This window comes from Candidatus Beckwithbacteria bacterium, from assembly GCA_026397255.1.
Lineage (GTDB): Bacteria > Patescibacteriota > Microgenomatia > UBA1400 > CG1-02-47-37 > JAPLVF01.
On the sequence record JAPLVF010000013.1, the window covers coordinates 306,258 to 329,164 of the forward strand.

The 22,907-nt window shown below is 41.8% G+C and carries 19 protein-coding genes; 6 read left to right on the forward strand and 13 right to left on the reverse strand.

All coding sequences use genetic code 11. The annotated features are described in order from the left end of the window. Nucleotides 1-69: 69 nt before the first annotated feature. The 7 genes from NTZ93_04110 to rpmH all read right to left on the reverse strand — a co-directional run bounded on the left by NTZ93_04110 (nt 70) and on the right by rpmH (nt 5,754). Nucleotides 70-3,135 carry a DUF4012 domain-containing protein gene (locus NTZ93_04110; protein MCX6817025.1) on the reverse strand — a complete coding sequence of 1,022 codons (3,066 nt, stop codon included), beginning with the start codon at nt 3,133-3,135 and terminating at the stop codon, nt 70-72. Nucleotides 3,136-3,377: 242 nt separating this feature from the next. Continuing rightward, nucleotides 3,378-3,797, reverse strand: coding sequence for a ribonuclease HI family protein (locus tag NTZ93_04115; protein ID MCX6817026.1), 420 nt, complete (start codon nt 3,795-3,797; stop codon nt 3,378-3,380). Next, nucleotides 3,794-4,318: a KH domain-containing protein gene (locus NTZ93_04120; protein ID MCX6817027.1), complete on the reverse strand. Its 525-nt coding sequence runs from the start codon at nt 4,316-4,318 to the stop codon at nt 3,794-3,796. Before NTZ93_04120 ends, NTZ93_04115 begins: the two co-directional genes overlap by 4 nt. Further along, complete coding sequence (locus NTZ93_04125; GenBank protein ID MCX6817028.1) at nt 4,302-5,090, reverse strand: YidC/Oxa1 family membrane protein insertase; 789 nt, start codon at nt 5,088-5,090, stop codon at nt 4,302-4,304. Before NTZ93_04125 ends, NTZ93_04120 begins: the two co-directional genes overlap by 17 nt. 3 nt (nt 5,091-5,093) lie before the next feature. Next, nucleotides 5,094-5,291, reverse strand: coding sequence for a membrane protein insertion efficiency factor YidD (yidD, locus tag NTZ93_04130; GenBank protein ID MCX6817029.1), 198 nt, complete (start codon nt 5,289-5,291; stop codon nt 5,094-5,096). Continuing rightward, entirely contained in the window at nt 5,273-5,611 is a 339-nt protein-coding gene (rnpA, locus tag NTZ93_04135) for a ribonuclease P protein component (protein ID MCX6817030.1), read from the reverse strand. Before rnpA ends, yidD begins: the two co-directional genes overlap by 19 nt. Then, nucleotides 5,611-5,754, reverse strand: a complete 144-nt coding sequence (gene rpmH, locus NTZ93_04140) for a 50S ribosomal protein L34 (GenBank protein MCX6817031.1) — start codon at nt 5,752-5,754, stop codon at nt 5,611-5,613. The genes rnpA and rpmH overlap by 1 nt, the downstream gene beginning before the upstream one ends. A 109-nt stretch (nt 5,755-5,863) precedes the next feature. Here rpmH and dnaA point away from each other — a divergent pair, with 109 nt between their 5' ends. The 4 genes from dnaA to NTZ93_04160 all read left to right on the forward strand — a co-directional run bounded on the left by dnaA (nt 5,864) and on the right by NTZ93_04160 (nt 10,364). Then, entirely contained in the window at nt 5,864-7,276 is a 1,413-nt protein-coding gene (gene dnaA / locus NTZ93_04145; protein MCX6817032.1) for a chromosomal replication initiator protein DnaA, read from the forward strand. A gap of 164 nt (nt 7,277-7,440) precedes the next feature. Next, complete coding sequence (dnaN, locus tag NTZ93_04150; protein ID MCX6817033.1) at nt 7,441-8,571, forward strand: DNA polymerase III subunit beta; 1,131 nt, start codon at nt 7,441-7,443, stop codon at nt 8,569-8,571. 44 nt (nt 8,572-8,615) lie between these two features. Next, complete coding sequence (locus NTZ93_04155; GenBank protein MCX6817034.1) at nt 8,616-9,647, forward strand: hypothetical protein; 1,032 nt, start codon at nt 8,616-8,618, stop codon at nt 9,645-9,647. Between the two features lie 45 nt (nt 9,648-9,692). After that, nucleotides 9,693-10,364: a hypothetical protein gene (locus NTZ93_04160; protein MCX6817035.1), complete on the forward strand. Its 672-nt coding sequence runs from the start codon at nt 9,693-9,695 to the stop codon at nt 10,362-10,364. Here NTZ93_04160 and NTZ93_04165 read toward each other — a convergent pair. Genes NTZ93_04165 through NTZ93_04180 form a run of 4 tightly spaced genes read right to left on the reverse strand, consistent with a single transcriptional unit; the run spans nt 10,357 to nt 14,590 of the window. Further along, the gene (locus NTZ93_04165) at nt 10,357-12,207 is read right to left on the reverse strand and encodes an ATP-binding protein (protein ID MCX6817036.1); all 1,851 of its coding nucleotides are present in this window, start codon (nt 12,205-12,207) and stop codon (nt 10,357-10,359) included. The genes NTZ93_04160 and NTZ93_04165 overlap by 8 nt on opposite strands. After that, a complete protein-coding gene (locus NTZ93_04170; GenBank protein MCX6817037.1) occupies nt 12,204-12,911 on the reverse strand; it encodes a hypothetical protein in 708 nt (235 codons plus the stop codon). The genes NTZ93_04165 and NTZ93_04170 overlap by 4 nt, the downstream gene beginning before the upstream one ends. Next, nucleotides 12,908-13,990 (reverse strand): PrgI family protein, encoded by a 1,083-nt coding sequence (locus tag NTZ93_04175; protein MCX6817038.1) that lies wholly within the window; start codon nt 13,988-13,990, stop codon nt 12,908-12,910. The genes NTZ93_04170 and NTZ93_04175 overlap by 4 nt, the downstream gene beginning before the upstream one ends. A gap of 3 nt (nt 13,991-13,993) precedes the next feature. Next, nucleotides 13,994-14,590 (reverse strand): nucleotidyltransferase domain-containing protein, encoded by a 597-nt coding sequence (locus tag NTZ93_04180; protein ID MCX6817039.1) that lies wholly within the window; start codon nt 14,588-14,590, stop codon nt 13,994-13,996. A gap of 152 nt (nt 14,591-14,742) precedes the next feature. Between NTZ93_04180 and NTZ93_04185 the strand changes: the two genes are divergently transcribed. After that, nucleotides 14,743-19,215: a hypothetical protein gene (locus tag NTZ93_04185; GenBank protein ID MCX6817040.1), complete on the forward strand. Its 4,473-nt coding sequence runs from the start codon at nt 14,743-14,745 to the stop codon at nt 19,213-19,215. Nucleotides 19,216-19,219: 4 nt separating this feature from the next. Beyond that, nucleotides 19,220-20,578, forward strand: coding sequence for a hypothetical protein (locus tag NTZ93_04190; protein MCX6817041.1), 1,359 nt, complete (start codon nt 19,220-19,222; stop codon nt 20,576-20,578). Here the strand turns inward: NTZ93_04190 and NTZ93_04195 are convergent. Together NTZ93_04195 and NTZ93_04200 are read right to left on the reverse strand one after the other, a co-directional pair. Further along, nucleotides 20,575-21,996: a hypothetical protein gene (locus NTZ93_04195; protein ID MCX6817042.1), complete on the reverse strand. Its 1,422-nt coding sequence runs from the start codon at nt 21,994-21,996 to the stop codon at nt 20,575-20,577. The two genes, NTZ93_04190 and NTZ93_04195, sit on opposite strands and share 4 nt — an antisense overlap. Beyond that, nucleotides 21,953-22,906, reverse strand: coding sequence for a Fic family protein (locus tag NTZ93_04200; protein ID MCX6817043.1), 954 nt, complete (start codon nt 22,904-22,906; stop codon nt 21,953-21,955). Before NTZ93_04200 ends, NTZ93_04195 begins: the two co-directional genes overlap by 44 nt. Nucleotide 22,907 lies beyond the last annotated feature (1 nt).

Consider the following 22,907-nt stretch of genomic DNA (forward strand, 5'->3'; position numbering starts at 1 on the left):
CATAATAAATACAAAAATTCCATTAAGGTGACGCCTTCACATTCGTAAAGGAGTCACCTTTCCCATTTTTTACCTCTCGGTAAAGTCGACGGTAAAAATGCGGTCCAGGCTCATGTCGGATTTAAAAGTAACCACCTGGGGAGAAATTTGCCCGACCGGATTAATGCTCGTAACTGACAAAAAGCTGGGGTAGTTAATGATGGCTTCCAGCTGATCATCAATAATCCCCGGCTGTTTCGGGATAACGAGAGCGAGCCGGCCCTGACGATTAGTTAAATTAAGCGGTTGGGTTAAACGATAAGTTATTTCCACTTTTAAAGAGTTTTTAACCGGCACGGTAACCGGAAAGCCAATAACAAATTTATCATTAATTGTTTCCTGGTCAACGTCTTTCAGATTTAATTTATTATCGCCCATTTTAACGGAGATGAGGACTGTCCCCTGAGGCAAGTATTCCCGCAAGTAGCTGCGGTAAATTCCACCAGGCCAAGCATCGGCCGGACTTTGATTTTGATAATCAATACTGGTGACGGCTAATATTTCTTTGGTTTTTAAAATAGTTAATTCCTGCCGGATTAACCGTTTAAGAAAATAATTGGCCTTATTAATGCCTAAGTTTGCCTCGACTAAGTAGGAGTAGTCGCTGGTCACCGGCAATTTTGTGGCTAAATTTAGCTGAGGAGAATAAAGCGCGCCGGACCAATTTTCTTGCAGCAACAGCTTTTGGCTATCAGCATCGTGAAGATAAATTAATAATTGCTTTTGGGCCAAAGAGTTTTCAAATGCCTGGCTAAATTTAAGCAAATCTTGGGGAGAAGAATTTTTCATGCGAGTAAAAATTTCCCGGGCCAGGGCGCCTAAAAAGTCTTTTTTCTGAGTCGAGCCGGGGAAAAAATCAATTTCCGAGTGATATTCGGCCCGCTCAAAAAGATTGTCAGCAGTCACCTCTTCGTTGTAGTCAGGGAGGGTAATCGGACCAGTGGCCCGAAGCATTTCTTTGACTGCCGGAAGATTGACGGCAATAACGCCGTCAACGTTACGATTAGTGGTTTTACCTAAAAACCATTCGGCTCTTTGGGCAGAAATCGGAAAATCCGGATCCCAGTTAGAATCACGGAAATACCAGGTGTTTTGGCCTAAAAATTTAGCAATCGGCTGGGGCGGTTGAACATACCCCTTTAACTGGCCATCGGCACTGTAAATATCTTCAACCACAAAGTCCAAAAGTTTGCCTTTTTCAAAAGTTAATAACCCGTAAGAGCCAATAAAGCCGCCGGTGGGCCGCAATTCGCTGGAGTTTTGAAAAAGCAAAAGATAAACTTTTTTAGAATCCTGGGCAATAAAACCCGGAATTAAAGGTAAAAGTGTCCGTCCCTGATTAATTTGATCGCGAATAGATGGCAGGCTGGTAGTTAAGGTTTGAAGTTTAAGCGTCAGCGGGGTTAATAAGGCTGAGGCTGATTCTCTGCCTGACTGTAGCTCTGATTCAACAAAGGAAAATTCCGTATATGCCTGATCAAGATTGAGCTGAATGTCTTTAAGGGCTTGGCTGATGTTGCCATCCTGATGTTGAAAAATGATTTGCGCTAAAATCGTCCCGGCTTCGCCGGTTTTGGCTAAATGAACGGCCCCCTGACTAAGTTTGCTGCCGATAAACAATAGGCCGTCAAGGTTGGAGATTAATTTTGGGCCGCCAATAATTGAAGCCAGCAACCGGGAATGGCTTAGATAACTGCGGCTGGCGTCAAAGTTTTTTTGGGCCCGGAGACTTAATTTAGTCATTTGGTTTACCTGACTGAAGTCTGGCAGGGCGGCAATTTGTTTCAAGCTGGAGGCGGCCCTCGTTCCGGAAATAAGCAAAAGAGTTGGCGGGGCAAAAAAATACAACACAAGGAGAACAATAAATAATAATAAATATTTATGGCGGCGAGAAAGATGAATCGGATGAGGCCGTAAAGACAATTTGATGGCTTTCTTAGGACGAAAAAAATTAAAGTTAATTTTGGGGAAAGTAATTTTAGGAAATTTAAAAGGCGGTTTGACAGGCTTAGTTTTAGTGGGGGGCGGAGCGGGCTTAATCCCCAACTCTTCGGGAGTATAAAGCGGCTCAGGGGAAATTGTTTCTTCGGAGGATTTTTGTTTTTCCGCCTGAAAGGCTTGACCGCCTTCCAACCATTTAATGGTAGCTAAAATGCCTTGGTCAAAACTGACTTTAGGCGTCCAACCAAGTTCTTCCTGAGACTCCAAAATTTCCGGCGATAAATTGACGTCAGTTTCCTCTTGGTGGGCCGGAACAAATTCAATCGACAGGTTTTTATCGGGCAAGACTTGTTTTAATTTGTAAGTTAAATTTAAAACGGTGGTTTTTTGGGGATTAATTAAAGTAAAAATTCTAGCCTGAGAGCTTTGAGAAAACATGGCCTTGGTCAGGCCGTAAACAATATCAGTGATGTAGGTCGGGTAAAGCGATTGAAGGCCCTGGCCAAAAATTTTTAATGGGCCGGCTTGCTTAACGGCCAAAAGCAGGCGGTTAATTTCACCGTCAGCAGTTAAGTTCATCCCCGGTCCGTAAGCAAAGCCCAGACGGACAATCCGAGCATCAAGCTGGTAACGATTAAGATATTCAAAAACAAGGGCCTCGGAAAACCGTTTGGCTTCGTGATGAGAATAAATTTCTTCATTGGTTTGGTTAGATCCAAAATAATGAGCTAAGTCGGTTGAAGAAAGAAAGCCGGAAAAAAGATCGGCATTAGAAACAAGTAAAAATTTACTGGATTGTTTTTTAGCAATTTCCAGCAGCTCCCGCGTACCAAGCGAGTTAACTAAAAGAGTTTCCAGACTGAGGTCACGACCGGAGACATAGGCTTCAAACCCTGCCAAATGAAAAATATAATCCACTTTGGGAATGGTGGCAGAAAACGGTTTGTCTAAATCTTGTTCTAAAAAAATAAAGTTGGGTTGATGAAAAAGATTTTTAAGATTGGCCTTTTTACCACTAATCCAGTTATCAACAGCATAGACCCGACAGTTTTGGGCTAATAAAGTTTCGCAAAGTTGGGAACCGATAAAACCAGCGGCACCGGCAACTAAGGCCGAGGGAAGATGAGGAACTGACTGAAGTTTTTGTTTAGGCATAGGCAGGATAAAACTTCTTTCTTTCATGTTAGCGGATAATTGCCCCAAGAACAAGGTGCTATTTGCGGAGAATCGTTTTAACCTATTCGGTTAGTACTTTTTTCTAGGACTGCTTTACAGGCTAAATTTGTTTTTAGTGATTAGTCTGTTAACTAAATATTTTTTCGTTAGCACTCTTTTACATGAAATCTTCTTGAGTCAAAAAAGTTAGTTTTAAAAAACTAAACAAGGAGAAAAAGGGTCTAGATTAGGTGGTCGAGGGCAAGGTTGACTAGGCGGTCGGCGGCGGTGTTTTTTTCGCGGGGAATGTGGGCGTATTTAATTGAACCGCCAACTTTAGCTTCCAGCTCGCGGAGAAAAATAATTTTTTGACGCAACTGGGTGTCTTTAATTTTCCATAAACCGTTCAGTTGGTTAACCACAAGTTGCGAGTCGAGGTGAAAAACGATTTCTGATTGATGATTAACGAATTCTGATTTTTCAGAAAGCCACTCCAGGGCGACAATAACGGCTTGGTATTCAGCCAAATTGTTGGTGGCAATTCCGATAGTTTTACCAAAAGAGTGAATAATTGTTCCAGAAGCGTTTTTAATGACAAAGCCTACGGCTGCCGGGCCAGGATTGCCCCGACTGCCCCCGTCGGTATAAATATTGAGAGTCATTCTTGTTTGGGCCCCACTTCGCTAGAAGGGGCCTCCTTCGCTGAAGCTACGGCGGCCGAAGCAGGTTTAACAATTAAGTGGCGATTGCGGCCTTCGCCTTCGGATTCAGTGGCCACCTTAGGATCGGTGCTTAAAAAGGCGTGAATCGTGTGCCGCTCAAAAGGATTTAAATTAAATAAAGCCATGGGCTGACCGGAAAACTTAACCCGTTGGGCAGTGTCTTGGGCCAGCTTAATCAAGGTTTCTTCGCGTTTTTGGCGATAGTCCCCGATGTTCACCACCAACTTGCACCACTCGCCTTTTTGCCGATACAACAACAGATTTAACATTAGCTGTAGAGCGCTGATGGTGTCGCCGTGATAGCCAATCAGCATACCCATTTCCTGATCAGCCAACTCTAAGTCTAGTAAGTAGCTGTCCGGCTCAGGAGAAGAAATGGTAATTTTGGTTGGTTCAACCCCCAACTGACTTAAAAGTTGTTTGGTTAGTTTGGCAATATTTTTTTCAGTGCTTTTTTCCATAATTTAAGGTTAGTTGCTGAACCAGCATAATAAGAGAGAAAACCAACCAATAAAGCACCAACCCTGAAGGAAATTTAAAACCAATAAAAATTGTCATTAACGGAAACAAATAAAGCATTTGCGTCTGCATGGCAGTGGCCATGTCGTCGGCTTGTCCGGGGGTTTTTTGAGCAACAACGGCATTTTTTTTGGCAGCCGGCATCATTAATTTGGAAGAAAGAAACTGGACAACGGCGGCGGCAATTAAGAAAATGCCGGGAAATTTGTCAATGGTCAGGCCAAGGATTTTAATGGCGGGAATAGAAAATAAGTCCGGCTGGGTGAGGTTAAGATATAAAAACCGGGAATTTAAAGAAAAATCCAGGGGAAGTTTTAAGACAGGATAAAGAATATTATTAAGATTAGTAACGAGGTCTCCCCGACTTTGCAAAACCTGATTAAAGGCCTGATAAAGAGCAATTAAAACGACAATCTGAATAATTTGGGGCAGGCAGCCGGCGGCTGGGTTAAGACCGTGGCTTTGAAAAAGCTCTAGTTGTTTTTTAGCAAACACTTGTTTGTCTTTGCCATATTTTTCTTTAAGTTTCGCCAGCTCGGGTTGAAGTTCTTTCATTTTTTGGCCGGTTTTCAAAGAAGGAAGAGTGAGGGGGGTTAAGACCAGCCGGATTAAAACAGTCAAACCAATAATGGCCAAGCCAAGATTGTGGCCCAGTAATTCGTATAAAAAAATCAAGGCGTTAACTAAAGGATGATAAAAAAAGGTGTTCCACATAGTTTAATTCAAGGGGTCGTAACCACCCTTTGACCAGGGGTGACACTTAATAATTCTTTTAAGGCTCAAAAAGCCACCTTTTAATATACCATATTTGGCAATAGCCTCGTAGGAATATTGAGAACAGGTAGGAATAAAACGGCAGGAGCGGGTCCGCCAGCTGGCGGATTGGTAAAAACGGATTAATTTAAGAGCGAGCATGATTGTAGCAACTGCAAAAGATCGGCCTGAATGACAGAAAGCGGCCGGTTAAGAATTGTGGTGTTGGCTAAAAATAATAGTTCTGTGTTGGGCTTAAGCTTGGTTAAATATGGCCTAATGGCTTCACGAACCAGGCGTTTGTGGCGGTTGCGAACAACGGCCAGGCGGCTGACCTTGACGGGAACAATAATACCAATTAAGGGTTGGTTGTTTTTTCGAGAATTAATTTTTAAAGTAAAGAATTGAGAAGAAAAGCTTTGTTTAGATTTAAGTAAAATCGGGAGGCGGTGGCCTGGTAGGCGATAAGCGTGAGAAAACATTAAACAGCCAATTTCTGGCGGCCTTTAAGCCGGCGGCGCTTGAGAACTTTACGACCAGAAAAAGTTTTTAATCGCTCACGGAAGCCGTGCGTCCGACGCCGGCGGATTTTAGAGGGTTGATAGGTGCGTTTAGTCTTAGCCATTAGGTTAAGAATAATATATTTTGATGAATTTGGCAATCTGGTTTGTATCTTTCGGGTTATCTTGGTGTTGACAGGGTGTGGATAACTTTATATCTTTAGTCAGACGACTATGGACAAGGGTTTTTTGTGGACGGCGATTTTATCAGAGATGGAGCTTAATTTGTCTCCGGGAAATTTTGCGACCTGGATCGGGCCGATTCGTTGTTTAGGTTTAAAAGAAATTAATAAAAACGGGTTTTGCCTGGAATTGGGTTGCCCATCGGTATTTCATAAAAACCAGGTGGGAGAAAGATATTTAGGCCAAATTCAGGCAATGGCGGAAAAAAATCTGGGAAAAAGGTGCGAGATTAAGCTGAATATTGAGCAAAAAGAGGAAAAAAAAGTCAAGAGAGAAACAAATGACTTGTTCTCCGTAGATGCAGCGAAACTGGCGGACGAGGCCTACCGGCGGACAGCGGCAAAAGCCGGATTGACGTTGGGATTTACTTTTGAAAACTTTGCGGTTTCTTCCTCAAACGAAGTGGCTTACGCGGCAGCCAAAACCGCAGCCAACAAGCCCGGGGAAATTTACCATTTAATTTTTATTTTCGGGGGGGTGGGGGTGGGAAAAACCCACTTAATGCAGGCGGTGGGACATGAGATTTTGAAAAAAAATCCGGACACCTCTTTGGTTTACTGCACCGGAGAAGAGTTTACCAACGAAATTATTGAGGCAATCCGGAATAAAACCACGGCCTTGTTCCGGCAGAAATACCGTAAGGCTAAGATGTTGTTTTTAGACGATGTCCAGTTTATTGCCGGCAAAGAAAAGGTCCAGGAAGAATTTTTTCATACTTTTAATGCCGTGCAAAAAGAGGGGGGGCAAATAATTTTAACCTCTGACCGCCTGCCAACAGAGATTTCCGGACTGGAAGACCGCCTAAGGTCAAGGTTTGAGGGGGGATTAACCGTAGATATCCAAAAGCCGGAGTTTGAATTAAGAACAGCGATTTTATTAATCAAGGCCCAGCAGAAAAAAATTGAGCTGCCAATGAGAGTGGCCCAGGTGGTGGCCGCCAACGTCGAGTCTGTCCGGGGACTAGAAGGAATATTAATGCGACTGTACGGCGAACAACAGACAAGAAAAGAGCCCTTAACTGAAGAGTTGGCCATGGCTTTGTTAAACAGGATCAACGGGGAGGCAAAACAACTCAAAAACAGACTGAACCCGAAACAGATTTTAGGGGCCGTTTCTGATTATTACCAGGTAAAACCGATGGATTTAAGGGGGGAAAGCCGGCTAAGGGCGTTGGTTTTAGCCCGCCAGGTGGCGATGTATTTATTAAGAAGGGAGTTGTTCTTACCGCAAACTGCCGTAGGGGCGCTTTTGGGTGGAAGAGACCACACCACTATTATTCACGGAGAGGGGAAGATTGCTAAAGATTTGGGAACAAACGAACAGCTGAGGCTGGACGTTACCAACATCAGAAAAAATATTTATAAACAAAGTGGACAACAAGGAGGGTTATCAACCAACCAATAGGTTTATCCACAGTTTATCAACAAAAAAATCCACCGAAAAAGACGGGGTTGTCAACCGGTATTTTTAGCAGTGAAATAAGGGGAAAAATCGATTATAATACACTTATCAACAAAGACTATTAATATTACTACTATTTTTAATTCTAATTAGTAATAAGGAGAGATATGAAAGTTTCTTTACTGCAGGAGAATTTAGCCAAAGGAGTGGGGGTAGTCAGTCGGGCAGTAGCCACAAAAACACAATTGCCGGTATTGGCAAATATTTTAATAACAACTGATCAAGGGAAGCTAAAATTAACCACAACAAACTTAGAAACAGGAATAAATCTATGGCTAGGCGGAAAAGTAGAAAAAGAAGGGAAAATAACGATCCCGGCCAGGATTTTAAACGAAGCAATCAGCTCATTGCCTGCCGGGACAGTGGAGTTGATAGCCGAGGCAGATAAGTTAAAAATTAGCTGTGGGAAATACAAGGCGGAAATTAACGGAATTAACGCGGAAGAATTCCCGGCGGTGCCGAGTTTAAAAAACAAAAAAACCAGCGGGCAAGGGATTAAAATCGACAGGGAAATAATTGAGACAGGAATAAATCAGGTGGCGGTGGCAGCGGCAACGGACGAAGGCCGCCCGGTGTTTACGGGAGTAAAAATGGAATTAGGAGAAGGGGGTTTACGTTTAGCGGCAACAGATGGATACCGCTTAAGCGTTAAAACAATCAGCGGACTGAAGGGGATAAAAAAGAAAAAAGAAATGATTGTGCCGGCGCGAGCATTAATGGAATTAATCAGGGTTTTAGGGGCGGCGGAAACGGAAGTAAAAGAGGTAATTTTTGAGGCAACAGAAGAAGAAAAACAACTGATTTTGTCTTTTGGTGAAGGCGAGGTGGTAACGAGGCTGTTAGAGGGGGAATTCCCGGACTTTGACAAAATTGTACCGCAGACACACACGACCACAATTGAATTAAATACCGAAGAATTAACCCAGGCGGTGAGGGCGGCGGCGGTGTTTGCCAAAGACAGCGCCAATATTGTGAAGTTTAAAATTACTGACGGCGGGCTATTGATTTCAGCCAATACGCCTCAAGTGGGAGGCAATGAAGTCGAAGTGGCGGGCAAAAAAACCGGAGAGACGGGGGAAATTGCTTTTAACAGCCGCTATTTAATTGAGATGCTGAATGCGATTGGGGCGAAAGAACTAAAATTAGAAATTTCCGGGCCATTAAATCCGGGAGTGTTTAAGCCGTTAGGCGACAACAGCTTTTTGCATATTATTATGCCGGTGAGAGTTCAGGCGTAGTAAAAACTTGACTTGGGGCCTATAATAGCTTTTGGATTTTAAATATGACTGGTATTCCGGAAATTCTCCAGTCTGCCCCGCAAATTAGCCAAAAGGCTCAGGAAATTGGTTCATTGGGAAATATGGTTCATTTGGCGCTTGAAACAAGAAAGGCCCTAGCTGACCCAAATCTTTTTAGTTTTCTTAAAGATTCGGGTCACCCATATGGATTGTTATTGCTAAATCAAGCTGGTTCTGCCCCCATTGGATGGTCTATTGTATTGTCAAGTTCTTATGCGATGAGTCAGACATGGCCTGGTTTAATGGATGAGCGGAGTGGGAAAGCTTCTTCTGTGGCGAGCGAAATTGCAATTCCCAACCCGACAATAAGGGGGGCTGTCTCTTTATTTCTTTCAAGTAGCGTAATCGCTTGGTCGTCGTTGGATGGCACTAATAGTGGGAGGGAAAGCAACTCTGAGGATAGTTCTGAAATGAGTTCTTCCTCGTCTCATCCTTTAGAGTTTTCGGATGGCCTAAGCGGGGCTGTAAAAGGCGAAACTAAAATAGGTAAAAGAGGCATTAGTCTTGGGGCGGTAGGGATAAATTTAACGAAATTTTCTGGGCAAGAACCATATGGGATTAAAAATTCTCAGGGAGAGCAATTGGCGGAAATTAAGCCTCAGGACTCTTTAGCCTTTATTCATGTAAATAGAGAGTCAAAAGAATTAAGCAAAATGTCGCCATTGGAAAGAGTTCAAAAAATAAAACAGGATTTAATTGGACTTTTTGGATTAATGGATAATGAAGAATTATTTAATGGTCTAAAACCGGAACAACAAGCGGTTTTAACTGCGGCGCAATCGGCAGTAATTGTGGGAATTAGCCATTTGGTGCCAATGTTTAGGAGAAAAACCGGTTTGCCGTTTTGGAAGTTGGATGTTTTACCTCAAGCAGTACAACAATTTCATTGTTTAGATTCACAAATGGTATCGGATAAATTTGGCGGGTCGAGAAAAGTTAAACCCGAGGACGTGGAGATGATGGTGCTGACGCCGGAGATGAGGCGAAAACTAGTGGCAGCGCGGGGGCAAATTTGACAGACGTAGATTAAAACCCTATAATATTTATACTGCCTAAAATATATGTTTAATAAAGAATCATTATTAGAAGCTGCAAGGCAACGTTTGGCAAAAAAGGAAGATGTTCAAAAAGAACGCGACGATAGAATAAATGAACTTTTTGAAAAAGAGGTTGGGGAATTTTTTGAAAGAAAAAAAACCGCATTATTAAATGAAAGTCTCCCGGCGGTATTTACTCCATTAATTACAGAAACTAGGAATACGATTGAGCAAAGGGAGGGCCTTCAGCTTGATGAAAATTGGAGATATTACTTATATATTTCCGAGGGGGGTAAAAATAAGCGCGATAAGGTATATGACCCTGGCTATGGTTATCCCAAAAAGCATTATCAATATGGAAGCGGTCATTCTAGGGATGTTCTTTATCAAGCTTGGGTTTTTGGAAATCTTGGTAAAAAAGTAAAAATGGGAATTACCATTGAACTAACAAAATACGACTATAGTAAACTCGAAGGAATATTTGTAAGTTTTGACTACGACGAAACCTCTGGTCATATAGTGTTTGTTGCTGGAAGTCCCTATGATGGGATAAAGAGCGCACAGAGAGAATGGGATGGAAAAGCAAAGACATTTAATGAATTTACTGAGAATTTAACAACTGCCTTAGATGAAAGAAATTATGCTTACTTTTTTATGGCGGAATCAGGATCAAAGAAATTTGTTCATTCTATTTAATTCTATCTTTTGAAAGTGGAGATGATGGTGTTGACACCGGAGATGTGGCGGGCACTGGTGGCGGCACAGGCGTAGATTTTTCCAGAAGCTCGGCGGGGTTGGAGGTAATCAGACTGTGTTCATTGGGGGAGGCAACGACTTTTAAGGCAACGTGATTTTGGCCGGCAAAAATCAGGCCATGGCCGACAGCGGCGGCCAGCAAAAGGTGCTTTTCGCCCTCGGAAAGAAAAAAAACAGAGCCAAGTTTTTCAATCGAGGCCGTAGACTGTTTCATTAAAATTTGAATAGAAGAATTGGTAACAATCGCCTTGCCGTAATCGGAACCCAAGAAGTCCTCGACATCTTGGGTAACGGTGGTTAAACCTAAATAATACTTACGGGCGCGCTTGGCCATGGAGTACAGAAAGCTGGCCGAGTCAGGATATTTCATCATGTACCAGGCCTCGTCCACAATTAACAAGCGTTTTTTTAAGTCCTTTTTAATCTTGGTCCAGACGAAATCGAGAACCATAAACATGGCGACCGGGCGGAGGGCGTCTTCCAGTTCTTTGAGGGAAAAAACAGTGAAAGTATTTTGTAGATTAATATTAGTGTGCTGGTCAAAAATCCCCCGGAAAGAACCTTTGACAAATTTTTCCAAACGGGCGGCGAGGTTTTCAGCGGCTGACTCTTCCATGCCGATTAAAACTTTGTATAAATCTTCCAAAAGGGGTGGTTCATTTTTCTGGGTGCCGGGGTCGGGGGTAATGTTTTTTTGCTTGTAGGTTAAAATAATCGCCCGATCCAAAAGGGCTTCTTCCTGGGGGGAAAGTTGGCCCATAATGACTTTAAAAAGCGAGTGTAGAGATAAAACTTTTTGGCTGAGTTCGTTTTGACCCTCTTCATAAATTTGGGATAAATCAAAGGGATTAATTTTAGCCTTGGAGTTAAAAGAAAAATCAATGTATTCGCCGCCGACGGCAGAGCAGAGTTTTTGATATTCGTTTTCCGGGTCGATAATAATAATTTCGGTTTCAAACATCAGGCTGCGCAGAGCCTCGAGTTTAACCAGATAAGATTTGCCGGCACCGGACTTGGCAAAAATAACTGAGTTGGCATTTTCCAAAGAAAACCGGTCAAGAATAATTAGGGAACCGTTGTGCTCATTAATGCCGTAAAGCACGCCCTGGTTTTGGGTTAATTCCGAGGAAGTAAAAGGAAAGGTGGTGGCTAAAGAAGTCGTGTCCATGTTGCGGGTAATCATCAGGCGGTCGTGGGCCAAAGGGAGGGTGGTTTGGAAGGCGGCTTCCATTTGCAGGCTGGCGGACTTGGCAATAATTAACAACGAGCCGAGAGTGGATTGAACGGATTGGGTGATTTTGTTTAATTCATCCAGGGTTTTGGCGGAGACAGTGACATAAAGGCCAAACTGAAAAAAGCGCTCGGCGCCTTTGGCTAGTTGCTCCTCCAGTTTTTTGGCGTCTTCCAACTTAACTTTGGTGCCGATTTGGGCAATCCGGCCGCGTTCGACATCCGACTGAACTTCAGCCTCCATTTCACCAATTTTCCGGCGCAAGTTGTCCATAATATCTTTGCCTTCAACCGGATAGATGTACATGGAAATATCCAAGGAGTGCTCAAAATTAATTAAAGGGGCCAACCAGTTGGCGTTAACAAATCTTGGGTATCCGGAAACAAACAAGGTGCGAAAATAAGTGTTGGCGATCTTAAGGTGATTAAAGTCAACTTCCAGGGCGCCGGGGGCAATAATGTCTTTAACGGTAGTGATGCCCTGGGAGAATTTATCTTGCGGGCTGACGGTTGGCGGGGTAGGTGGTTTTTTTTTGCCAAAACTTAGTTTCATTTGGCACCATCCTTCTTAATAACTTCAGGATTGACGTTGGCGCTAATAATCGGAGCGTCGTAGCCGGCGTTTTCAGGAAAATCGACTGAGCCGGAATCGGGGTTGTAGCTTAGATAAAACAACTTGATTAATTCCGGGGTGGTGAGTTGGCGGGCTTTTAACCCCAAGCGGGTGAGTTGGGAAATTAAGTGATCGCGCTTGGGAATAAGGCTGGTGCGGGCTTTTTGCAGAATATAGTCTTTGGGCAGAGTGGGGCTGGCTTTTTTTGAGCGCAAGACAGAACCAAGAGCGGAAGAAAGGCCCAACTCCAGGCTGGAAAAAGGAATCACTAAATAAAACTTTTTATCCAGGACTTCATTTTCCGAGACGGTTTTTTTAACAAATTCGTAATACTGGTCCAGCTGGTTTTTCAAAAGCGGGTTGGAAATTTTTTGTTTTTGGCTGTTAAGCAAAACCAGGTAGGCATTAATGTCTTTTTTCTGACTTTTAATCACTAGCTGAATTGGGAAGGTGAGGGAATTTAATAAACCGGCATAGGCATAGATAGTGGCGTCCTGTTCGGTTTCGGACAAAAGGGAAAAATTAACGGCGGTGGTTTGGAGAATGACACAACAGGAGCCATCTTTTAACAGCACCAAATTATCCCGGATATCTTCAATATCCAGATGGTCTTGGGTGCTACCGACATTAGGGGCAGAGATCATATGGCCTGAATTTTTAAAGGCGGAATAATTTCGCCTTTAGCTTCGAGTTTAATTATAGCGAACTTTTGGTTGTCTTGTTCGGCCTGAATTTGGTAAACGCCGTCAGTAAGGGGAGTGGCAATAAAAAACTGGCCGAGTTTATTAGATTTAAAAGCGCGAACAGGGAGATTTTGCTTGTCGCGGATTTCAATAATCACGTTGGCCACAATTTTTCCGGCTTTGTCTAAAGTAATGCCGGCAATCAGGTTGGGTTTATCAGGTACATGGGGTAAAACTATGCCGGTGGCAAAAGTTGGCCCCACTTCACTGACTGTTTTGTTGCGAGGGAGTACGGGCTTAACAAAGGGCCGGGCGGCAACTTTAGGTGCCTTCGCCAAGGCTTCGGCGCCCGAAGGGGGTGTAATAATCTTAGCCTTAATAGGCATGGGTTTAACGGTTCCCGAAGGAATAGCAGCCTGTTTGGTTTCTTGGGGGGCAGTAAAAATAACGGCGTGGGGCAAAAGACACATTTGCGGAGTTAATAATTTACGGACACGGATGCCTTTAACCGGGGATTTAAAAGGCGCAGAGGGTTGAGGCCGATCATCAATAACGAGAGCGGTGGGGGAGAAACCCAGGGCGCCAAAAAGGCTGGTGACGTGCTCCAGATAGCGGGACTCCGCCAGGTCAAAGGCGGTGGTGGGAGAAGACGGGAGAGTTTTAAGATATTCGGCCACATCGCCGGGTTGGCTGGTTTTAAGATTAGGTTCCGGCGGAGGCGGAGGATTGGGAGAGAAAATGTCTAAGGGCCGGCTTTGGAGGCGGTAGATAAATTGGGTGGGGCGGAAAAGAGCGGTAAAAAAATTTAACAGCCACAGATCAAGGGGCCGGTCTTCAAAGGGGACAAAGGCCAGAGCAAAACCAAACAAAGCAAAAAACGGGGCGAGAGTCCATTTAAACAAAAAATTTATCTGGGAAGAAAAAATCAGCCAGGCAAGCAGCAGGCCAAAGGCTAATTCCAGAAATTGTTTTAAAGTCATGTCGCCGACGAGGCGGAACTTGTAAGTGGTAATGGACTGAGGAACAGCGTGTTGTTGCATAGGTTAACTATAATGTTTTTTTATTTTATTTTCAGGTTCATAAAATGGACGATTAACATTAATAATATTTATGATTGGTTGAGTTAAAACGCGCTTTAAAAATCCAGCCTTTTTCTTTTCAGAAAGAAATTCCTCGGGGGAGTAAAACGTATAATTAATTTCCCGGCCAAGGACTTTTTCAAGATGATTAAAGGATTTATTTAAGCGATCGATATTAGGAGAGCCAACAATGATAAGGTCAATGTCGCTGGCAGCGGTTAGTTTATTTTTTGCGGCGGAGCCATAAATACAGGAGTAAACAATGTTGGGAGTTTTATTAACCACCTCTTGAATTAATTTGGTTGGGCCAAATTGCTTGATTGCCAGATTTTGCAAGTCAATAAGATAAGGGTGGAAGTGATTTAAAGAATAAATTTTTAAATTGCCTTTAATGGAAAAATTTAAGATTTCCCAACAAGCCAGTTGGTTTAATAAGCGGCTAATGGTTGAAGCCGGCCAAGAAAGCTTTTTGGCAAGCTCTCGAACATAAAAAGGCTTTTTCTCTAGAAAAAAGACGCTTAAAATTCGATAATGTTTATTGGACAAATTTAATTGTTTCATGTTATGAAACAATTGTACCAAAAAATAGAATACCTGTCAATGCAGTGTGTATTTTTGCATTTCAACTGCAAATTTACATAAAAACGATTAGGTTTTTAAACCCTTTGTTTATAGTTGAAAACAGGCGGTGATTAAAATAGAATGAAAGAGATATGAATGACAAAGGAATAGAAACAAGTGAGGTAATTAAAGGCGCAGCAAAACATTTAAAAGAAGCAACCCTTCCGACGGGAATAAAGAAAGAAACAGAAACCGGAGAAGTTAAGTTTGAGGAAACCAGGCAAGAGGGGGAAATTTTTGACAGGGCATTTAATAATGAACCTTTGACTGTGGCGGACGTAAGGTCTTACTTGAAAGCTTCTAAAAAAGAGTTGGCGGTTTTGGAAAAAATACCGGATTCAGTGAAGTTTAGTTTGGGGCCAGACGTGGCAGGGCAAAATAAAAGAAAAGAGCAGTTAAGAGAAATATTAAAAATAATCGGAGTCGAAGAGGTTCAGGTTGAGGGAGAAAATTTTACAGCAGATGAAATATGGGATGCGGTTTGTTATGAGTTTCGATCGGAACATAATTTTAGCGGCAAAAAAGACGAGGCGAAAGATTTATTAGGGGATGTTAGGGGGGCAGTAATTAAAAAACAGGCGAAGAAGATTATTGATAAGACGGGGAACAATAATGCGGAAAATATTTTAAACATTGCGACGAGTTTGGTAGTAGAAGAGGTTGATCCACTGTCTTTGAGAGAAAAAAATTTACGGAGACCATTTAAAGAAACTTTATTTACACCACACGAAAAACAGAAAATACCAAATGTGGCAGAGGCAATTGTTAGAGACGTGATTGTAACGAAAAAAAATTTGGAACGGTGGCAGGTAGTTAATACTTTTTTAACCCAAATAGCTGAAGGGAGAACGGGGCAAATAAAGGAACCAGAGCCGGGAGATCGGCAATTACCATATCAATTAAGTTTTGACGAGTCCAGAAAAAGAATGGTGATTGATCATTTGCCAGATAAAGACGTAGACGAGATTTGTGAGGTGTTAAAAGATACAGACATGATGGTGGGGAGGGCACAAGATCAGGTGATGCAGGGGGTTCAGGGGTATTGGGGTTGGACGGCTGAGGTAGTGATTAGGCGGGCGCATGAAATTTGGTCAGAAACATCAAAATCAATTCAAAAAGACCTAAGCGGGATGATGACCCATCTTTCGGAAGTAGGACACGGGCATTTTATTGCCGCTGCCCTAGAAATACCAGATGTGGGTAAAATTTTAGCCATGCTGGATTGGTACCAGCAACGCGATTCGGCAACCAATAGGCCTTTGCCGATGCCCGAAGTAACAGATGTTGTAAAAAATGTTAAGAAAAAAGCTAAACTATTGGGAATTCCCTCCAGTAAGGTTGATTTAGCCTTTTTCTTAACCCAACTATTACAAACCGGGCACTGGATTGGGAAAGTTGGTTTAAAGCATAGAAATATTTTGGAAAGATACGGTTTGGAAGAAGAGGCAACGGGTTTGCCGATCGGAACGTTTGATAAAATTTTACCGCAAGTTGGTGGTCGGGTACGAGAAGATATGCCTAAAATAGATATGGAGGATATGTCGAGAGAGGAGAGAATTAATTTTGAGTTGCAAGTGCGGGATTTTAGTGAAACCGTGGTGGGAACCTGTTTGGATTGGAGTGCGGAACACCTAAAGAGAATACCCGATGCTGCTTTACAAGAAGATGTTTTATACAGAATGAAGGTGGGGGAGCCGCCGCTTTATAGGCCACCAGAAGAGATTGATGAAAGAATTGTAGCGGCAATTCATGAAAAACAAATGTTGTTTAAAGAGGATCCGAAAAAACCCTTAGCAAAAACAAAAGAATTGTTAGAAGAAAGTTATTTGCACCGGGAGCAATACCGGTGGCTGTTTGTCTGGGCAAGCTTCGGCGGACTATATAACGAATGGAAGGGAAAGACAGGGGTTGAAGGAAATTGGGCGCGGCGACTAGGGAAACAAGCAGTGGAAAAACAATATTTAAATCCAATAAAACAAGAAGACAGGCAAGCCTTAATTGATTGGTTGCAAAACAAGGATTTTGCCAAAGCAACCTTGGCAGAAGCAGGAATGGACCCAGGCTGGATTACTGATGAGGTGATAGTGGAACTCTTTACGGATGACAACATGAGGCGAGTGAACGAATTCAGACAAGGAATTATGGAGAGCCAAAATGAAAAAGTGAAACTATCGGATTTAAAGAAAGAAATTGAAGTATTTAGTAGGCCGGGAAATAGGCTAACCCCAGAAGAAAGAAATAAGTTTTTGGCTACAGCATTGGAGTTTGTGTTAAGGGATAAAAGGACCTGGAATGTGGATATGGGGATAAATAACAGTAGGTTTAGCGATCCGAATTTAAATTTAGCCAGAGAAGTTAGAGAAAAGAGTGAATTTGGGGCAAACGAGGCCCATATATTAGTAACGATGGAAGATTTCCGTCAACAAATCCACAACACTTTTGGGAAAATCTTAGGGAACATGGCCTTAATTCATTTGGAGCAGGAATTCCCGGATGTTAAAAAGTATATGGCAGAGTTAACCAATGCTTATGGAGACGATGGTTTGACCAGGCAGGGGACATTAACCGGCCCCTGGATGGCAATGGAAACGTCTTTAAGTACCAGGGCGGGGAATATGATTACGGATTATTATTTGTTGGGGTACGAGGCAACAGGAGGAGATTGGGTAACAAGCCAGCAGCATCTTTACGACAGGTTTGATATCAACAGAATTTTCCACGAACATTTTCATCCGGTGGTGGGAACGGCGCGAAGAATTTATGGAATACAGACATATGAAAACTGGATTGACGATATTTTAGCAAAACAAAGGGCGGTACCGTCTAATGCGTTGGATACAAGATGGGAACGACTTTTTATAAGCATGCCGGATTTGCAGAAAATAATTACACTGTTAATTATTGGAGGAGAGGGAAAGGGGATGTATTCACATTGTGTAAAAAGAATTTTGAAAAATGGAGGGGAAGGAGAAATTATTTTACGAGATGAATCTGATTATTGGTTGGCAAGAACAGAAAGAGAAGCGGCAAAACTTTATCATCCGGCAACAATAGCAACACTAAGGCAATTGATTGAACAAGCCAGTCATGGGGATACGGATGTGGATAAAGTAAAAAAGGCCATGGATAGTTATGTGGCAGCGGGATTTTTAAGACGCATTGAAAATGATAAGTTTGAAAAAATTGGCTTAGGCGATTTGTTTTCTGTGGAGTTTGATACTTATTATGTTGATGCAAAAAGAACAGTTATGCAAAGACAGAGATTCCCAATTGATTTTATGATTGATTTTGGTCAGCAAGTGAGAGGCGTGTCCGTGGAATTTGCCGCCGCCAATGAATATCCTTATCCAACAATGTTTTGGGTTCATGCTAAAACCCCCGGCTTTTGGGATAAAGAAATTGAGAATCTAGAAAGAACAATTAAAGATTTAGACAAAAAACAACCGAATTATCAAGAAACGTTAAATGAATTGGAAAAAACCTTAAAAGACTATGGGAAAAATAAGAAACAATGTGATGAATTATGGGAAGGAATTGAAGAACAATTGGTTGATGGCAAAAAGATTGAAAAAAAGATGGGGTTTAGGGAGATGATGTTGACTGGTTGGTTAATCGATCCGGAGACGCCTGAGAGTGAGATGCCAAAAACTTATTGGCAATGGAGAAACAACGCTTTGTCTTATTTTGGTTTAGACGAGGAAGGATTAGCAAAAAAGTATGAAGGGGGATTTAGTGAGTACTTGAGTGACTATTTTGATAAACTTAAGATTAGAATTGCTGAAACAGGCGATCAATTCTTGGGAAGAGAGTTGGAATTAAGAGAAAGAGTGTTACGAAGAGAGGGACGGAAAATGGCAAAAAAATTAAAAGATGATCCAGCGCCAAAAGTGTTGGAGCAGGTGTTGAGAGCTTATAGCGAGTGGTTGCTTGAAGATATTGGTGAGAAAATAGGGAGATGGAAAGAAAAAGGGGTATTTTTAAGCGATAAACTTAAATTAAGAGCATCAGTTGAACAGCATCATATTGATGGGAAAATTACAAAAGATGTTAGAGACAAGATTTTACAAGAAATTTTAAGCATTCCTTATCGGGATATAAAGGGTGGGATTAGTTTGAATTATGCAGTGAATAAAGATTGGTTTTCACTACCTGCCACTGTTATAGATTTTGTTGCAGGGCTTTTTGATAAACAAAATAAACGGGCTAATAATACGAGCTATCAGTATTTTCTGACAGCCATAAAAGGAACTCCGGCCGGTTATGGTTTAAGTTTAAGCATGCTTCCGGCAGCAACGAAAATTATAAGTAGTGCCGTTAGTACTCTTCCGACTATTTTATCTTCACATTCAATAAACATTGGGGTAAAAATTTTAGCAGTTACGAATCCGGCCTGGAGTCTTTTTTGGCAGGTTCAATTGGTATCAATAGGATTTGCACTGGGAGTAAAAGGGATTAATTGGTTGACAGGTTGGCGACGAGACGAAACAACTAATAAATGGATACATGGACCGTGTGTGGCTGATTCTGACTCAACTATTTATTGTAAAGAAAGATTAGGACACTAAAAATATGCCCGGAGAATCAAGAATAGAGGGAATAATAAGAAAGCAAGAAACAGAGAAAGCTGAGAGAGTTCTGCCACGAGAGGTTAGGGAACGACAGGAACCCAAGCAGGCGAATTTAATTACAGCCTTTAAAGAAGCGGCTGATGTTTTGAGTGATGATGAAGCCATGAGAAAATTGGCAGAGAACCCTAGATTTTTTACCAAAGACTGGTTTCATAACAATAAAATTAAGGCTAAGTTTATATTGAAAGCGGCCGGTTTAGGGGTACAAAAATTTTTAGAACAAGAGCAGGATAATATTAAAGCAGATTGGAGGGGGATTAAAGAAAAGACTGCTGGTGCTAAAAAAGAGGCCGGTGAGGTTTGGACAGAAGAAAAAGAAAAGAAAAAAAGAGGACTTTCTCCTGAAGAGAAGAGGAAAAGAAAAATAATGATTGCCGGGATGATCCTTTTAGGAGTTGGAGTGGTGGGGTGCTTAATAAATGCGTACGGGGCGGGGTTGCTGATACATCATAACGACGGGAATAAGGGCGGAACAGGAAACGAAAACCCAACACCTACTTTAAAACCAGAATATAAGCCATATTTTGACGCGGCCCAAGGGGAGTTGGCAAAATATAGGCAACAAGGACCGATTATTGGTCATATGCTTGATCCAATGGCGATTGATGATTCGGAAACGAGATTAATAACAGCTTTTATTCCTGGTTGGTTTTGTCAACCAGAACAAATAAAAATCTGTCAAGAAATGTTAGGAGTAGACTTACACAGTTATGGTTTGACTGATAGTAAGGCTGACCAATTATTGTTTTTTTCAAAAATGACTCAGGATTGGGATCAAAAATGGCTACCACTGCTTGAGGCGAATCCCAATTTATCCCAGGCGGTTAAAGATTTTTACAAACCAGAAAATAGAGACTTTTTAAAACAATGGTATTTAGACCACTTTCCGTCTAAGTCTCCGGCGTTTTTAAATCAGCAAAGAACAGTAGCGGACAATATGTTTGCCAGATTTTTGGAAACAGGAAAACTTATCCCAAGAAATTTTTCAATGTTAACGTACAGTCATTTAGCTGGAGCGTTTGTAGCTAATCTTTATGAAGGAGCAATGATGATTCAAATGCCCTTTTTTAAAAATGGGTTTATTCCGGCGCCAGAAGTGACTAGTCCGGGATTTTATCCGGCGCAGGTCCGTGAGGCGATGGCGAAGATGGAAAAAATAACAAAAAGAGACGACTATACCTTGAGCGAGATTGAGCCTTACTGGAGGGTTATAAATACCTTTTATGCAGAAGAAGAGGAAAAAGTTGAGAAAAGAGAGGGTTTAGTAAATAAGCCTGGAGCTTTATTGGGAAGAATTTAGCCAAGTAAGCCACCAATGAGTGGAATTTTTCTTAAGGCACCACCAACTTGTTCACCAGTGCCAGCACCTAGGGGAGATTCTGCCTTGAGAGCCTGATTAATTATTTGTGGAATTTGTGCCGCTGTCATGAGAACTCCTAGAGATAAAAGGCTGGCTAAAGAGGCCATGGCAATTTGAGGATTAGTTGAAAGGAAGGTGGTAATCCTAAAAGGATCAATGTCTTTAAAATTAGTCCCAGCGATACCAGCATAAGCAGAAAAGAACAGGGCTAGATTGGTCATAAAATAAGTGGCGGGAAAGATTAAGGCCGAAGACAAGATTGATTTAAAAATATTAAAAGGAGATTGATTGCCAGCGGGAATAGCGCCAGTTAATAAGGCAAACGGAGAGACTATGGTGATTAATAAGAGGGCGATATAAGCAGTAAGCATATTGAAAAAAATCTTAAAACTAACAGATAAAACAGTAATGGCAATGACCAGGTTAAGCAATAAAGCAGGACCGCTAGTGGATATATGCAGTAAGGCATCAAAGGCCGTTGTTAAATTAGAGCCAAATCCAGCCGCAGAAATAAGATTAACAGGAGTGGCATCACCATTCCAAAAAGGACTGGCTGCCGGGTTAATGGCAGAGATAATAGCAACAAGTTTGTCGTGGAAGATGCTATAGATTAAGTTATTGCCAAGATAGGCAACGTCAACAATAAAACCACAGATGGCGAAGCTAAAAGTAACTAAGATTAAACTGATAATAATTTTGGGTAGGGCTAATTGAATAGAGATGACAGTTTGGGGGTTTAATTTGCTGCGAAACATAATCATAAAGCCTATAATAACAAAAATAACCACAAAGAAAAGATAGGCAATGTTGCGGCAAATGACCCAAATTTCAATAATTGGTTTAATAAAATCGAAGCCGCCGCCTTGAGCATAAGCCGGGGTGGCAAGATTGAGTCGATTGCCATAATAGGCCAGGTAGTCTTTTGAAGAAACAGCCGGTCGTTGATACATTTGATCCATTAAGGTAAATAGGTTACCAGTTGCCCCTTGGGAAATAATTTTTCCATCTTTGTCTCTGGCGCCTACCGCCAAAACTGTTACCCCATTGATTAGAGTAGAAATCATTCCTTGAGTTCCACCTGGCATAATAACGTCTTCACCAATAATATATTTCTGGAGATTCATGCCGGGAGCGGTCATGGCATCAATAAATTGAGAAGAAGCCCGGGCGGGAGTGGGGGAAAGAAAACGAAAAATGAAAAACGAAAAAATTAAAATAAAAGCGAGAGAAATTTTTTTGAGAGGAGTAGGCATTAAAATTAGATTAGCAGAAAGAAAAAGGGTTGGCAAGAGATTAAGGGGAAGGAGAAAATATCTATCTTTTTCTTTCCCTTGTTGCAAGGTAGCGTTTAATTGCATCTAGTGAGGTTAACCAGTTTCGTTTTTCTTTGTGGGCCTCGAGTTTTCCCTGGCGGGCTAATAAATTCAGATATTTTGCGGAAAAATGGGTTTTGGCGGCAATTTCTGTCAAAGGGGAAAATTTTTCCCGCTTTTGAGTAATGGGCGTTAAAGTTTTAAGATAAATATCCAAAGACCGTTCAACTGCTTGGGCGACAAAACGAATCAGGGGTTGATAATTATCCTTGTCCGCTTGTTGTAAAACCTGATAATATTTTTTCCGGTCGTTTTTCAAAATAACAGCCAGAGGGTAGCCTTTTCTCATTAAAACGACATTCATTAATAATCTGGCGGTACGGCCGTTGCCGTCTAAAAATGGATGGATAAAGACTAACTGATGATGTAGTTTGGCAGCCAGCTCAATCGGATGCAGGCGGTGGCGATTGGCCCGAAACCAGTTAATAAATTTGTTCATGGCAGAGGGAATGATGTTAGCGTCAGATGGGATATGGTCAGTTCCGGTAATAAAAACATTACTTTGGCGGTAGCGGCCAGCCCAGTCTTCATCAGTTTTTTTCATTACGAGATGATGAAGATTGCGAATTAATTTCTCGGAAATAGTTAATTGATTTTGTGGCTGGACAAGTTCGTATAAATATTCCAAGGCCTCGTGGTGGTCTTTGGCCTCCAAGTGGTCTTTGAGGGGTTTATTTTTAACGGTAATGCCCTCATTGATAACCCAAAAAGTTTCTTTTAGGGTCAAACTATTGCCCTCGATGGCATTGGAGTTGTAAGTCATCTCAACTTGGAATTTTTCCCGGAGTTTTCTAACGGCGGTAGCCGGCAAAGGCCTAAGTTTTTGTAGTTTTACCAGTTTTAAGTCAATTCTTGGGAATAATTCCTTAATATGGTTTACCATGATTTTAATCATA

Excerpts from the sequence above, each read along its gene's own strand:
- dnaN (MCX6817033.1), top strand. The coding sequence starts at position 7,441 with ATGAAAGTTTCTTTACTGCAGGAGAATTTAGCCAAAGGAGTGGGGGTA.
- NTZ93_04120 (MCX6817027.1), bottom strand. The coding sequence starts at position 4,318 with ATGGAAAAAAGCACTGAAAAAAATATTGCCAAACTAACCAAACAACTT.
- NTZ93_04160 (MCX6817035.1), top strand. The coding sequence starts at position 9,693 with ATGTTTAATAAAGAATCATTATTAGAAGCTGCAAGGCAACGTTTGGCA.
- NTZ93_04200 (MCX6817043.1), bottom strand. The coding sequence starts at position 22,906 with ATGATTAAAATCATGGTAAACCATATTAAGGAATTATTCCCAAGAATT.
- NTZ93_04185 (MCX6817040.1), top strand. The coding sequence starts at position 14,743 with ATGAATGACAAAGGAATAGAAACAAGTGAGGTAATTAAAGGCGCAGCA.
- rpmH (MCX6817031.1), bottom strand. The coding sequence starts at position 5,754 with ATGGCTAAGACTAAACGCACCTATCAACCCTCTAAAATCCGCCGGCGT.
- NTZ93_04175 (MCX6817038.1), bottom strand. The coding sequence starts at position 13,990 with ATGCAACAACACGCTGTTCCTCAGTCCATTACCACTTACAAGTTCCGC.
- rnpA (MCX6817030.1), bottom strand. The coding sequence starts at position 5,611 with ATGTTTTCTCACGCTTATCGCCTACCAGGCCACCGCCTCCCGATTTTA.
- NTZ93_04165 (MCX6817036.1), bottom strand. The coding sequence starts at position 12,207 with ATGAAACTAAGTTTTGGCAAAAAAAAACCACCTACCCCGCCAACCGTC.
- NTZ93_04180 (MCX6817039.1), bottom strand. The coding sequence starts at position 14,590 with ATGAAACAATTAAATTTGTCCAATAAACATTATCGAATTTTAAGCGTC.
- NTZ93_04190 (MCX6817041.1), top strand. The coding sequence starts at position 19,220 with ATGCCCGGAGAATCAAGAATAGAGGGAATAATAAGAAAGCAAGAAACA.
- NTZ93_04115 (MCX6817026.1), bottom strand. The coding sequence starts at position 3,797 with ATGACTCTCAATATTTATACCGACGGGGGCAGTCGGGGCAATCCTGGC.
- NTZ93_04110 (MCX6817025.1), bottom strand. The coding sequence starts at position 3,135 with ATGCCTAAACAAAAACTTCAGTCAGTTCCTCATCTTCCCTCGGCCTTA.
- NTZ93_04125 (MCX6817028.1), bottom strand. The coding sequence starts at position 5,090 with ATGTGGAACACCTTTTTTTATCATCCTTTAGTTAACGCCTTGATTTTT.
- NTZ93_04195 (MCX6817042.1), bottom strand. The coding sequence starts at position 21,996 with ATGCAATTAAACGCTACCTTGCAACAAGGGAAAGAAAAAGATAGATAT.
- NTZ93_04155 (MCX6817034.1), top strand. The coding sequence starts at position 8,616 with ATGACTGGTATTCCGGAAATTCTCCAGTCTGCCCCGCAAATTAGCCAA.
- yidD (MCX6817029.1), bottom strand. The coding sequence starts at position 5,291 with ATGCTCGCTCTTAAATTAATCCGTTTTTACCAATCCGCCAGCTGGCGG.
- NTZ93_04170 (MCX6817037.1), bottom strand. The coding sequence starts at position 12,911 with ATGATCTCTGCCCCTAATGTCGGTAGCACCCAAGACCATCTGGATATT.
- dnaA (MCX6817032.1), top strand. The coding sequence starts at position 5,864 with ATGGACAAGGGTTTTTTGTGGACGGCGATTTTATCAGAGATGGAGCTT.